The 12,615-nt window shown below is 69.0% G+C and carries 13 protein-coding genes; 4 read left to right on the plus strand and 9 right to left on the minus strand.

The features are described from left to right. Window positions 1-92 precede the first annotated feature (92 nt). From DCE93_RS07395 to DCE93_RS07410, 4 genes are all read left to right on the plus strand, one after another. Window positions 93-560 carry an NfeD family protein gene (locus DCE93_RS07395; RefSeq protein ID WP_235825287.1) on the plus strand — a complete coding sequence of 156 codons (468 nt, stop codon included), beginning with the start codon at window positions 93-95 and terminating at the stop codon, window positions 558-560. Continuing rightward, window positions 560-1,501: an SPFH domain-containing protein gene (locus tag DCE93_RS07400; protein ID WP_108595322.1), complete on the plus strand. Its 942-nt coding sequence runs from the start codon at window positions 560-562 to the stop codon at window positions 1,499-1,501. Before DCE93_RS07395 ends, DCE93_RS07400 begins: the two co-directional genes overlap by 1 nt. Before the next feature lie 47 nt (window positions 1,502-1,548). Then, window positions 1,549-2,268 (plus strand): glycerophosphodiester phosphodiesterase family protein, encoded by a 720-nt coding sequence (locus DCE93_RS07405; RefSeq protein WP_244284115.1) that lies wholly within the window; start codon window positions 1,549-1,551, stop codon window positions 2,266-2,268. Window positions 2,269-2,352: 84 nt separating this feature from the next. Further along, entirely contained in the window at window positions 2,353-2,718 is a 366-nt protein-coding gene (locus DCE93_RS07410; RefSeq protein ID WP_108595324.1) for an RNA polymerase-binding protein RbpA, read from the plus strand. Here the strand turns inward: DCE93_RS07410 and lnt are convergent. The 9 genes from lnt to DCE93_RS07455 are packed head-to-tail and all read right to left on the minus strand — an operon-like array spanning window position 2,715 to window position 12,601. After that, entirely contained in the window at window positions 2,715-4,280 is a 1,566-nt protein-coding gene (gene lnt, locus DCE93_RS07415) for an apolipoprotein N-acyltransferase (RefSeq protein ID WP_244284116.1), read from the minus strand. The genes DCE93_RS07410 and lnt overlap by 4 nt on opposite strands. A gap of 30 nt (window positions 4,281-4,310) precedes the next feature. Beyond that, window positions 4,311-6,740: a DEAD/DEAH box helicase gene (locus tag DCE93_RS07420; RefSeq protein WP_108595325.1), complete on the minus strand. Its 2,430-nt coding sequence runs from the start codon at window positions 6,738-6,740 to the stop codon at window positions 4,311-4,313. A gap of 12 nt (window positions 6,741-6,752) precedes the next feature. Then, complete coding sequence (gene tatC / locus DCE93_RS07425) at window positions 6,753-7,550, minus strand: twin-arginine translocase subunit TatC (protein ID WP_338027554.1); 798 nt, start codon at window positions 7,548-7,550, stop codon at window positions 6,753-6,755. A 5-nt stretch (window positions 7,551-7,555) separates the two neighbouring features. Further along, on the minus strand, window positions 7,556-7,768 hold the full coding sequence (gene tatA / locus DCE93_RS07430) for a twin-arginine translocase TatA/TatE family subunit (RefSeq protein ID WP_108595326.1): 213 nt from the start codon (window positions 7,766-7,768) through the stop codon (window positions 7,556-7,558). Between the two features lie 37 nt (window positions 7,769-7,805). Further along, window positions 7,806-8,843: a helix-turn-helix transcriptional regulator gene (locus DCE93_RS07435; RefSeq protein ID WP_108595327.1), complete on the minus strand. Its 1,038-nt coding sequence runs from the start codon at window positions 8,841-8,843 to the stop codon at window positions 7,806-7,808. Then, window positions 8,843-9,871, minus strand: a complete 1,029-nt coding sequence (locus DCE93_RS07440) for a helix-turn-helix transcriptional regulator (protein WP_235825256.1) — start codon at window positions 9,869-9,871, stop codon at window positions 8,843-8,845. The genes DCE93_RS07435 and DCE93_RS07440 overlap by 1 nt, the downstream gene beginning before the upstream one ends. Before the next feature lie 50 nt (window positions 9,872-9,921). Beyond that, entirely contained in the window at window positions 9,922-10,860 is a 939-nt protein-coding gene (locus DCE93_RS07445) for an FKBP-type peptidyl-prolyl cis-trans isomerase (protein ID WP_108595329.1), read from the minus strand. A 41-nt stretch (window positions 10,861-10,901) separates the two neighbouring features. Next, the gene (locus DCE93_RS07450) at window positions 10,902-11,930 is read right to left on the minus strand and encodes a tRNA (adenine-N1)-methyltransferase (RefSeq protein WP_108595330.1); all 1,029 of its coding nucleotides are present in this window, start codon (window positions 11,928-11,930) and stop codon (window positions 10,902-10,904) included. Then, a complete protein-coding gene (locus DCE93_RS07455; RefSeq protein ID WP_235825255.1) occupies window positions 11,927-12,601 on the minus strand; it encodes an HAD family hydrolase in 675 nt (224 codons plus the stop codon). The genes DCE93_RS07450 and DCE93_RS07455 overlap by 4 nt, the downstream gene beginning before the upstream one ends. Between the last annotated feature and the right edge of the window lie 14 nt (window positions 12,602-12,615).

The raw sequence follows: 12,615 nt of genomic DNA on the forward strand, positions 1-12,615 counted from the left end.
AACCGAGACTATCAACTCTCCGCCGGCTCCCCCGCAGGCTCGGGCGCACTGGTAGTTTCGGTACAAGCCGTGCGAAGGAGACCGAATTGGATGTGCTGACCCAGTACGCGTGGATCGTCTGGCTCGTGTTGATCCTGGCGTTCGCGACCATCGAGGTCTTCACCCTGGAGATGACGTTCCTCATGCTCGCGCTCGGCAGCGTCGCCGGACTGCTCTCGGGCCTCTTCGGCATTCCCTGGTGGGCGCAGTTCATCATCGCCGCACTCGTGGCGGTCGCGCTGATCCTGACGCTGCGACCATCGCTGCTGCGCATCCTTCGCCGCGGCGGCGATCCGACGCGCAGCAACATCGACGCGCTCATCGGGGCCGACGGGCAGGTCGTTCGCACCGTGACCCCGGCCGGCGGTCAGGTGCGACTCCAGAACGGCGACGTGTGGACGGCTCGGCTGTCGCCCATCACCGAGCAGGCGGATGTCGCGGTGGGCGAGCGTGTGCTCGTCACCGGTATTGACGGGGCGACGGCCGTCGTCGTCCCGGTTGAGAGGAGCACTGGGGCTTGATGGACATCTCCACCATCGTCGTGACGGTCGTCATCGTCGCGATCGTCATCTTCGTGATCGTCGTTCTGGCGAAGTCGATCCGCATCATCCCGCAGGCGTACTCGGGCGTGGTCGAGCGACTCGGTCGCTACCACAAGACCCTCAGTCCCGGACTGAACATCCTCGTGCCGTTCATCGACCGGCTCCGACCGCTCGTCGACATGCGCGAGACGGTGGTGTCGTTCCCGCCCCAGCCGGTCATCACCGAAGACAACCTCGTGGTCTCGATCGACACCGTGGTCTACTTCCAGGTGACCGACGCCCGGGCGGCGACCTACGAGATCGCGAACTACCTCGGCGCGGTCGAGCAGCTGACGACGACCACGCTCCGAAACGTCGTCGGCGGGCTGAACCTCGAAGAGGCGCTCACCTCTCGCGACAACATCAACGGCCAGCTCCGCATCGTGCTCGACGAGGCGACCGGCAAGTGGGGCATCCGTGTCGGCCGTGTCGAGCTCAAGGCGATCGACCCGCCCCACTCCATCCAGGACTCGATGGAGAAGCAGATGCGCGCCGAACGTGACCGCCGCGCGCTCATCCTCACCGCGGAGGGCACGAAGCAATCGGCGATCCTCACGGCCGAAGGTGCGCGGCAGGCCGCCATCCTCGAGGCCGAAGGCGACGCCAAGGCCGCGGTGCTCCGAGCCCAGGGCGAGGCCGAGGCGATCCTCACGGTCTTCGACGCCATCCACAAGGGCGACCCCGACCCGAAGCTGCTGGGGTATCAGTACCTGCAGATGCTCCCCCAGATCGCGCAGGGCGAGTCGAACAAACTCTGGATCGTGCCGAGCGAGCTCACCGAGGCGCTGAAGGGCATCGGCAAGGCGTTCACACCGGCCCCGCCCGCCGCGCCGGGTCAGGCGGCCCCGGATGCCTCGGGGGCGACCGGCCCGCGTCTCTGATCCCACGCTCGGTGGTCTCCGCATACTTCGCGCCGGCGAGGCCGCGTGTGCTCGCACACCGCGGTCTCGCCGTCGACGCACCCGAGAACACCCTGCTCGCGTTCGCCAGAGCCGTCGCGATCGGATGCGCGTTCATCGAGACCGACGTTCACCTGAGCCATGACGGCACGGCCGTCGTGGCGCACGATCCGACATTGGAGCGGGTCGCAGGGCGGCAGGTCGAAGTGGCGAAGCTCACGATGGCCGAACTGCGCCGCGTCGACCTCGGTCACGGCCAGGGGTTCTGCTCCCTCGCCGAAGCGCTCGACGCCTTCCCCGAGACGCGGTTCAACATCGACGTGAAGGTCGAGGAGGCCGTCGCGCCCACGATCGAGGCCATCGCGGGCGTGCACGCCGAAGCTCGCGTGCTGCTCACGAGCTTCTCGGAACGACGACGTCGCCGCCTCGCCGCCCTCGTACCGGGCGCGGTCACCTCGGTCGGCGCCGCCGGGGTCATCCGGGCGCGTCTTGCCTCGCTCACCGGCTCGACGCGGGTGCTCTCCCATGCGCTCCGCGGCGCGCGTGCACTGCAGGTGCCCGAACGGGCCGGGCCGCTGCGGCTCGTGACCGAACGATTCGTCGCCGCCGCGCACCGCGCCGGCGCAGAGGTGCACGTGTGGACCGTCAACGAGGAATCCGACATGACTCGACTGCTCGACCTCGGAGTCGACGGTCTCGTGACCGACCGCGCCGACGTCGCACTGTCGCTCATCGCCGATCGAAACTGAGAATTCCCCGCGAAACATCAGCCTGCGGAAAGGGAATGCCCAGCTTGATCGTTTAGACATGTAGGCGAGCGAGAGGAGTACGCCATGGCGGACAGGAGCCTTCGAGGCATGCGCATCGGCGCCCAGAGCCTGCAGAGTGAAGACGGCGTGGTGTTCGCCGACCGTGCCGAGTACACCTATCGCTGCGAGACCTGCGGTCATGAGACCGTGATGACGTTCTCCACCGAGGCCGAGCTGCCCGAGTCGTGGGAGTGCAAGCACTGCGGAGCATCCGCCACGCTGCTCGTCGACTCGAAGCCGGTCGAGATCGACCGTTCGGGCGAGAAGGTCGCCCGCACCCACTGGGACATGCTGCTCGAGCGACGCACGCGCGCCGAGCTCGAGGAGTTGCTCGAAGAGCGTCTCAGCTACCTGCGCGCCCGTCGCGGTCAGCAGAAGATCGGCGCTTAGGCCGCACTCGACACATCGGGCTCATCGTCGCCGCGGTCGCGAGACCGGCGGCGGGCGATGAGTCCGGCGGCCACCAGCGCCGCCAGCGAGCCGATCGAGATCACGAGAGGCACGCTCGCGCCGAGCACCACCGACGGCGTCAGGCCATCGCGCAACTCGACGTCGGTGACCATGGCGCCCGGCTCATAGGCCGGGAGCGAATCGATGGTGCGACCCGCCGGGTCGATGACCTGACTCGTGCCCACCGTCGAGATGTTCACGACCGAGCGACCGGTCTCGACGGCCCGCAGTCGCGCGATCGCGAGCTGTTGCTCGTTCTCGTCGGTGCCGCGGAAGTCGGCGTTGTTCGTCTGGAGCATGTAGAGCTGCGCGCCGTCGCGCGCCCCCTCCCACATGACCTCGTCGTAGATGACGTCGAAACAGATCGCGAGCCCCGTGACCGCATCGCCGAGGTCGAACACCGGTGCGTTCGTGCCCGCGGTGTAGCCCCGCTGGATGAGTCCGGTGAGGTCTCCGGCGATCGCGTCGAAGAACCAGCGGTCGGGGATGTATTCGCCGAACGGCACCGGATTGCGCTTGTCGAAGCGGTCGACGGCTCCCTCGCCGGCACGCCAGAGCAACGACGAGTTGAAGTAGAGATCGTCTTCGGTCGTCACGGTGTTCAGCACGATCGGTGCGTCGAGCGTCTCGCCGAGGCGGTCGAAGACGCTCGCGGCCCACTCGTTCCGCGTCGGGTCGATGTCGGAGCCGCCTTCGGGCCAGAGCAGCACGTCGATGCCCGGCACGTCGAGAATCGGCTCGGTCGCCGCGAGCTGCGCGGCCAGCACGTCGCCCGGCTCGCGTTCGTCGAAGTAGCCCGCCGGTCCGTCGCCCTGCACGCTCGCCACCCGGAGTTCCCCGGCCGGGGTCGTCTGCCATGCCGGCACGAGCGCGGTCGCCGCGATGAGCAGCACGGCCGGCACGGCCGTGACCGGTCGGCGCCATCCCGCGAGCCGGATCCACTCGATGATGCCCGCGACGATGGCGACCATCACGAAGCCGAGTCCCGTCGAGCCGATCCACGAGACGACCTCGGCGAACGGGCTCTCCGACTGGCTGAGCGCGGCACGCCCCCAGGGAAAACCGCCGTAGGGGATGCTGCCGGTCGCCGCCTCGCGCACGCACCAGAGCCCGGCCACGACGAGCGGCAGCGCGATGAGCCGTACCCACTGCGAGCCGCCGACCTGCGGGAGCCATCGGTAGGCGAGAGCGATGAGCACGCCGCCGCCCGCGACGAAGAGCGACTCGAGCACCGAGAGGGCGATCCACGGCACCGGTCCGAGGTAGAGCGAGGTCCACGACACCTGGAACAGGTAGAACGAGAGGCCGAAGGCGAACCCGACGAGGGCTGCGCCCCACGACGATCGGCCGATCAGGCTGATCAGGGCGAGGGCGATGCCGAGGAACGCGGCCGGCCACATACCGGCACCCGGAAAGCCCAGGTCGTAGACGACACCGCCGGCCACCGCGACGAGCACCGCGGCCCAGAGGGGCAACAGCGGTCGTTCGGCGTTCTCGGGCACCAGATCAGCCTAAGCGACCGCGCCGACGGTTCAGGCGACCGTGCCGTAGGCGACGACGCCCCGGCGAACTGCGTCGATGGCGGCACGCGCGGTCGCCCCGAGCTCTGAATCGGCGACGATCGAGACCTGGTCGAGCAGGTCGACCACCTGCTTCGTGAGACGCACGAAGTCACCGGCTGCGAGTTCGGTGTCGGCGAGCACCGTGCCGAGCCCGGTGCCACGCGCCCACGCGTGCATCGCCGAGGCGAGCGCGGGCGAGGGCACGTCGCTGCCCGGCAGGCGATGCTCGCGCTCCAGGTCGTCGAGCACGCTCCACGTGTCGCTCGTGCGCTCGAACGCCTCGCGGAACCGGCCGCGCGGCAACCGGTACTCGACACCGCTGTCGTCGCGTCGAGGCTCGTAGACGAGCGCGGCGGCCATCGCGGCGAGACCCGGCTCGTCGAGGCCGTCCCAGAGACCGCGCCGCAAGCACTCCGCCACGAGCAGGTCGCGCTCACCGTAGATGCGCTTGAGAATGCGCCCCGACGCGGTCGAAACGAGCGAGCCGGATGCATCGCGATCGAGATAGCCGAGGGACTCGAGCACCTCGGTCACCCGGTCGAACCGCTTCGCCACTTGCCCGGTGCGGGTGCGGATCTGGCGCGAGAGCTGCTCGTGCTCCTGCTTGAGGCGCCACCACCGCTCGGCCCAGCGGGCGTGCGACTCGCGTTCGGCGCAACCGTGGCACGGGTGCGCGCGCATCGCCTTGCGCGCCGCAGCGAGTTCGCGTTGCATCCGCTCACGCTGGCCGTGCGTCGGGTTTCCGCGCGACGACTGCCGCTCGATCTCGCCGATGCGGCGTCGGAGCGCGGCGTATTCGCCGAAGTCACCGAGATGGCACTGCATCGCCTGCTCGAAGCCCGCCATCGACTCCTCCTGCTTGCGGAGCGTGCGTGCGAGGTCGACGACGGCCCGATCGGCCTGGAACTGAGCGAAGGAGAGTTCGAGGATCTGCCGGGTGCGCTCCCGACCGAACTGGTCGATGAGGTTCACGGCCATGTTGTAGGTCGGGCGGAAGCTCGAGTTGAGCGGGTAGCTGCGGCGCGACGCCAGTGAGGCGACCGCCTCGGGGTCGAGGCCGTCGACCCATTGGATGACCGAGTGGCCCTCGACGTCGATGCCGCGGCGACCCGCCCGCCCCGTCAGCTGGGTGTACTCCCCCGGCGTGATCGGCACCCGGGCCTCGCCGTTGAACTTCTCGAGCTTCTCGAGCACGACGGAGCGCGCCGGCATGTTGACGCCGAGGGCGAGCGTCTCGGTCGCGAACACGACCTTCAGCAGCTTCAACTGGAAGAGCTCTTCGACGATCTCCTTGAACGCCGGGAGCATGCCCGCGTGGTGGGCGGCGACGCCGCGCTCGAGGCCCTCGAGCCATTCCCAGTAGCCGAGCACCGCCAGGTCTTCATCGCGCAGCATGCGGGCGCGCGCTTCGACGATCTGCCGGATCTCGGCTCGCTCCGCGGATTCGGTGAGTCGGATGCCGCTGCGCAGCACCTGCCGCACCGCCTGGTCGCACCCGGCGCGCGAGAAGATGAACACGATCGCCGGCAGCAGGTTCTTACCCTGCAGCATCGCGACGACCTCCGGGCGGTCCGCCCGCCCGTTGCCGCGTGCATCGCGGTGGTAGCGGCCGCGATCGCCTCCGCGTTGGCCGCGGGTGGAACGCCCCGAGATCGATCGGCCGCCGGCTCTCGCGAGCTGCTTGAGCTCGGGGTTCACCCGGTGGGTCGCCGCCTGGCCGGAGGAGTCGAAGAGGTCGAGCATCTTGGACTTCACGAGCACGTGCTGCTCGAGCGGCACCGGTCGCTCTTCGGAGACGATGACGTCGGTGTCGCCGCGCACGGCCTGCAGCCAGTCTCCGAACTCCTCGGCGTTGGAGACGGTGGCCGAGAGCGAGACGAGGCGCACCTCCTCGGGCAGGTGGATGATGACCTCCTCCCACACCGCACCGCGGAACCGGTCGGCGAGGTAGTGCACCTCGTCCATGACCACGTACGCGAGGCGGTCGAGCAGCGGCGAATCGGCGTAGAGCATGTTGCGCAGCACCTCGGTCGTCATCACGACGATGCGCGCGCCCGAGTTGACGTTCGTGTCGCCCGTGAGCAGGCCGACCGAATCGGCGCCCCACGTGTCGACGAACTCCTGGTACTTCTGATTCGAGAGCGCCTTGATCGGAGTCGTGTAGAAGACCTTCGCCCCGGGTTCCTGCATGGCGAGGAACACCGCGAACTCGGCCACGACCGTCTTGCCCGCACCGGTCGGTGCCGCGACCAGCACGCTGCGACCCTCATCGAGCGCCGCACACGACGCGAGCTGGAACGGGTCGAGGTCGAATCGCTGCCCTGCGGCGAACTCGGCAAGACGCGGCTGGCGGCGTTGCCGGCGAGAGAGCGCATAACGCTCGGCCGGCGAGAGGCTCATCACCTCTCCAGCCTAGACAGGCTCCCCGAATTCGAGCGCGTTCCGGCGTGCGACACGACGATCATGGAGGTGGGTGATGAACCAGGCCAGGAAGTACAGGCCGATCATCGGGATCGCGAGCATGAACATCGACACGACATCGGCCGACGGCGTCGCGACAGCGGTGAACAGCACGATCACGAGGATCGCGACCCGCCACGACTTGATGATCGCCGCGGCGCTGATGACGCCCGCGAAGTTCAGCAGCACGACGAAGACGGGCACCACGAAGGCGATGCCGATGGCCACGACGAGCTTCAGCACGAAGTCGATGTACTCCTTAGCGGTCAGGAGCGTCTCACCGCCCTCGGGCACGAAGCTCGTCATGAGCTTCACGATGTTCGGCAGCACGAACCAGCCTGCGGCGCACCCCGCGAAGAACAGCGGGATCGCCGTCGCGAAGAATGCGAGGGTGAATCTACGCTCGCGTTTGTTCAGCCCGGGCACGAGGAACGCGAAGATCTGGTAGAGCCACACGGGGCTCGAGATCACGATGCCGATCGTGAAGGCGATCTGGAGCATCAGGTCGAACGAGCTCGAGATCGTCTGGAAGATGATGGCGGTGTCGTCGCCCCGTGCCTCGGCCACCCGGGCCACCGGCTCTTGGAGGGCATCCCAGATGAACGCATCGGTGAGCCACCAGCCGAGGCCGGTGCCCACCACGATCGCGATCGCCGCGAAGAACAGGCGCTTGCGGAGCTCGATCAGGTGCTGACCGAGCGACATCCGCTTCTCGCGGTCCTTCTCGCCGCGATCTTTCACCGCGGTCACCGGAGTCAGGAGTTCTTGCCGGAATCCGGACCGTCGGACTTCGGCGTCTCGTCGACGGGCGCGTCAGAGTCGGTCTTGTCGGAGCGCACCTCGCTCTTGAGGATCTTCATCGACTGGCCGAGACTGCGGGCGAGCGCGGGGAGCTTGGGAGCTCCGAAGAGCAGCAGGATGACCACGAGGATGATCAGTGCATGCCAACCGGTGAAGCCTTGCCACATGGGGGTTCGTCCATTCGTCGATGCGGGTGACGACAGTCTACCTGTCGTCGATGGCGGGGTGGTGCGGCCCGGCATCGGGTGCTCGGGATGCATCGGATGCCGCCGGATCTGCGTAGCCCGCGAGCCCTGCGGCAGCCCATTCGGCCACGACGGCGCGCGCCTCTGCCGGCGCTACCACGGTCACGAGCCCCGGCAGACCCGCCACGAGGCGCTTGAGCCCGTGCACGTGAGCGAGTCGCAGGGTCACCCGCAGGCGTCCATCGACCGACTCGGTCCGGGAGTCGGCGAGGTAGTCGGCGAGCAGCGGCAGCGTCTCGGGCGCGACATCGACGACGACGTCGAGGTCGGTCTCCGAGCCCTGGAAGAGCGTGTCAGGAACGATGCGATCGGAGTGGTCGCCGATCGGCGCGTCGGAGACGAGCAGCTCGCTCATGCGATCGACCCTGAAGTTGCGCACGTCTTCGCGCGTGTGGCAGTAGGCCTGGAGGTACCAGTCGGCGTCTTGCGACAGGATGCGCAACGGGTCGACGCGGCGCCTGCCCGCAACGCCGAGCGCATTCCGGTACTCGAACTCGAGCTGCCGGCCGCCGGTCACCGCCTCGCGGATGAGCGCCAGCGAGGCATCCGCTTCGGACTCGGCGACCGCCAGTCGACTGGGCGCCGCCGAAGCGCCGGCGGTGAGCTTGGCCATGAGCGAGGCGAGCGAGGCTCGGCCGGCGTTCTCGGGCGATGCCGAGAGGTACTGCAGCCCGGCGATGAGCGCGGCGGCCTCGCGGGCCGAGAGCCTCGGGGCGTCGTCGATCGCGACGTGATGCACGATGACGATCACATCGTCGTCTTCGAACGCGTCCCAATCGATGTCGAAGAGGTCGTTGGGCTGGTACGTGCCGGTCTCGCCGGGCAGTCCCGAGGTGGCGATGAGGCGCACCGCGTGGCGGATCTCGTCTTCGGAGAGGCCGAAGTGGGCCGCGGCCTCGGCCACGTCGACGACGCGCTGCTCGAGCAGGTACGGCACGAACGAGAGCAGGAACACGAGCTTGTCGGGCGCCCTCAGGGGCTTCGGTCGCTTGGCCATCACGGTGTCCCCTCCCCTGGTTCCCGATGCGCGGCGGCGACGGCGCGGAGCCGGTCGCACACGGCGGCCCGCAGCGACGCCGGCGAGAGCACGCGCACCTCGGGGCCGTAGGCGGCGAGCTCGTCGGCGAACACCGCGGCATCCGTGTAGTGCAGGCGGATCACGCCGGCGTCTTCGTCACCCTCGATCGCGCGCTTGCCGAGCCGAACCTCGGCATCGCTGCCGCCGGTCACCGCGAGGTCTGCGACATTGCGCAGGTGCAGCTCCTGCAACTCCGCGATGATGCGGTCTTGCACGCCGAGCGGCGGCGCCTCGAAGGTCGAGCCCGGCACCGGCGCGACGTCGCCGATGATGCGCGACAGGAGGAACGTGCGGGATTCACCGGCATCGTGGTCGAAGGCGTGCAGATGCCAGCGGCCGTCGTGCAGCACCACGGCGAGCGGATCGACGGTGCGCGGCCGCGGCTCGGCCTCGCCCGGTTTGAAGTACCTGAACCGCACCGTCTGACGCCGATCGAGCGCCTGGCGCAGCGGTTCGAACGCCGTGTCGCGCACGCGCAGGCGCGGGGCGTAGCCGATCACCGGCTCACGCGGTTCGATGCCGAGCGATCGGAGCTTCGTGAGCGCACGTTGCGAGTCTGCCGAGAGCGAGGCTTCACGCCAGACCTCGGCGGCGAGGCCGAGCAGGGCGAGCTCGTCGGGGGTGAACCGAACCTCGTCGGGCAGGTCGTACTGTCCCTTCGGGATGCGGTAGCGCAATGCCTGGTTGTCGCCCGGGCGATCGGGCGACTCGACGGTCTCGAGCGGGATGCCGAGCTCGCGGATGTCGTCTTTGTCGCGCTCGAACTGCCGCTCGAGATTCGCATTCTGACCTGCGCTGTCGAAGCGCTCGGCGTAGCCTCGCACGGTCGACAGGATCTCGGACTTGAGGAGCCCCGTCTCGGTCGCGAGGAGCGCCAGCACGAGGCTGAAGAGGCGATCCTCGACGGGGACCCTCGACTCGCCCTTGACCTCTCCGCCGCTTGCCACAGGTGCGATCATACTGAACCGCGGTTACGGCGAGGGACGCCCGAAGCGACTCAGACGACGCCGAGGATGTCGATCACGAAGAACAGGGTCGAGTTTCCGGGAACCGCTCCATTGCCCTGCTCGCCATACGCCTCGCTCGGCGGGATCACGACTCCGACCTGCGAACCGACCTTCTGGCCGATGACCGCCGTCGAGAATCCGGGAATGACCTGGCTCCCCTCGTCGTCGGCGACGACCAGGCTGATCGGGACGCCCTTCTCCCAACTGGAGTCGAAGACCTCGCCGTCGGCCCAGTTGACGCCCGTGTAGTGCACCACGACGGTGTCGCCGGACTCGACGACCTCGCCCGAGCCCTCCTTCAGCACCTCGACCTCGGTGGTCTCGAAGGGGTCGGCGCCCTTCGGCACGGTGATGCCGGGGCGGCCGTCGGGTGCGAGCACCACGGCGGGGAACCCGTCGCGGCTGAGCCGCACCGCGCCGTCGGCACGGGGCATGAACGCACGGATCACGTCGAAGACCGCCACGAGGCTGTCGCCGCCCTCGGCGCCGGTCGGGTCGTCAGAGGGGCGGATGGCTTCCTGAGACGGCGCGACGACGACGACCCGCGATCCTTCTCGGGCGCAGCTGAGGCCCTTCGTGAACGCGATCAACGTGTCGTCGCCGATCGCGAGCGGTGCCGGATCCTCGTCGTAGCCGACGACCTGCACCTCCTCGCCGGTCGTTCCGTTGAAGAGCGACGCCCCGAGAAGGACGAACTGACCCTCTTCGATCAGCTCGCCGTCGCCCGCGATGATCTCCGTGCACTGCGTCTCTTCAGGTGCGAGCGGTGCCGGGAACTCGACCTTCGGCTTCTCGCCGAAGTCTCCCGTGACCGAGACCGCATCGGAGGAATCGCCTGAAACCGCCTCGGGAGCGGGCGCCGAAGCGCAGCCCGACAGCGTCAGGGCGATGATGCCGGCCGTGGCGAAGAGCGCGAATGACGAGCGCACTGATCCTCGATTCTTGGGTGATCGGTGAGGGCGTTGAAAGCCTACTCGGCTTCGCCTCGGGGGTCGGTGTCGGTCACGCGCTCGGTGTCGGTCACGCGCGAACGGGATGCCGCGGCATCCGCCTGCCTGACGCGCTTGCGGAGGCTCTTGTCGCTGACCGAGCGCTCACCGAGCGCGCCGGGTGTCCAGGCCTCGACGTCTTCGTCGCTGAACTCCGTCTTCGACGGGCGACGCTTGAGCTCGGGCAGCACCGTGTCGGGCGCGAGCCGGCGCGCGGTGATGAGGAAGCCCGTGTGCGCGATCATGCGGTGATCGGGGCGCACCGCGAGACCCTGCACGTGCCAGCCGCGCACCATCGTCTCGCTCGAGGCCGGCTCGGTGTACTCCCCCGTGGCGCGGATCGCCTCGGCGACCCGAGAGAGCTGCGTGGCGGTCGCGATGTAGCAGAGCAGCACACCGCCGGGCTTCAGGGCGACCGAGACGGCGTCGAGGCACTCCCACGGCGCGAGCATGTCGAGCACGACCCGGTCGACGGATGCCTCGGCGACCGTGTCGGGCAGCATCTCGGCCAGATCGCCGAGCGTGACCGACCAGTTCTCGGGGTCGGCGCCGTGGAACGTCGCCACGTTGCCTCGGGCGACGCTCGCGAAGTCCTCACGTCGTTCGAACGAGTACAGGTGCCCCTCGGCACCGATCGCGCGGAGCAGCCAGAGCGAGAGCGCCCCCGAGCCGACACCCGCCTCGACGACGCGGGCGCCCGGGAAGATGTCGGCCTGCGCGAGGATCTGCGCGGCGTCTTTCGGGTAGACGATCGCGGCGCCTCGCGGCATCGACATGACGAAGTCGGTGAGCAGCGGGCGCAGCGCGAGGTATTCGATGCCCGCCTGGTTCGCGACGACCGAGCCGTCGGGGCGGCCGATCAGGTCGTCGTGCGCGAGCAGCCCCTTGTGCGAGTGGAAGTGCGCCCCCGGTTGCAGCGTGATCGTGTGCAGGCGGCCCTTCGGGCCCGTCAGCTGCACCCGGTCGCCGACCCGGAACGGGCCGCTCTGCTCGCCCCTGCTCGCGGTCACGCGGTGACCTCGCGAGCGGTGAGGAGGGCGGCGACATCGGCGACCGTAGTGCCGTCGAGCGTCGGCCACAGCGCCCCGGCGGGAAGGTCGTCGAGCGCGATGAAGTTCGGCACCGCGATCGCGAACGCGCCGGAGGCGTGCGCCGAGGCGAGCCCGGTCGGCGAATCCTCGATGGCGACGCACTCGGCGATGTCGACGCCGAGGAGCGCGGCCGCGGTCAGATAGGGCTCGGGGTGCGGCTTGGCGTTCTCGACGGCGTCACCGGTGACGATCACGTCGAAGGCGTGGAAGGGGATCGCGGCGACGATGTCATCGGCCATGGAGCGGATCGACATGGTCACGAGGGCGGTCGGCACGGAGGCCTCCCGCAGCGCCTGCAGCAACTCGCGGGCGCCGGGTCGCCACGGCACTCCGTGCTCGGCCAACTGCTCGCGCACCCGCTCGGTGAGCCGTGCGACGATGGCGTCGGCGTCGAGGGTGACGCCCTTCGCCTGGAAGTAGGCCGCCGCCTCCCAGAGTCCGCTGCCGACGAGGGCGAGTGCGTCGTCGGGCCCCCACGAGCCGCCGAACGCCTCGATGAGCTCCTCTTCTGCGGCCATCCAGTAGTGCTCGGTGTCGACAAGGGTGCCGTCCATGTCCCAGAGGACTGCGGCGGGGAGGCGAGTGGTCACAACCGACAAGTCTA

Source organism: Agromyces badenianii (assembly GCF_003070885.1).
Lineage (GTDB): Bacteria > Actinomycetota > Actinomycetes > Actinomycetales > Microbacteriaceae > Agromyces > Agromyces badenianii.

What these genes read in the sequence shown, in the direction of transcription:
- DCE93_RS07400 (WP_108595322.1), top strand. Translation starts at nt 560, where the DNA reads ATGGACATCTCCACCATCGTCGTGACGGTCGTCATCGTCGCGATCGTC.
- DCE93_RS07410 (WP_108595324.1), top strand. Translation starts at nt 2,353, where the DNA reads ATGGCGGACAGGAGCCTTCGAGGCATGCGCATCGGCGCCCAGAGCCTG.
- DCE93_RS07435 (WP_108595327.1), bottom strand. Translation starts at nt 8,843, where the DNA reads ATGGCCAAGCGACCGAAGCCCCTGAGGGCGCCCGACAAGCTCGTGTTC.
- tatA (WP_108595326.1), bottom strand. Translation starts at nt 7,768, where the DNA reads ATGTGGCAAGGCTTCACCGGTTGGCATGCACTGATCATCCTCGTGGTC.
- DCE93_RS07420 (WP_108595325.1), bottom strand. Translation starts at nt 6,740, where the DNA reads ATGAGCCTCTCGCCGGCCGAGCGTTATGCGCTCTCTCGCCGGCAACGC.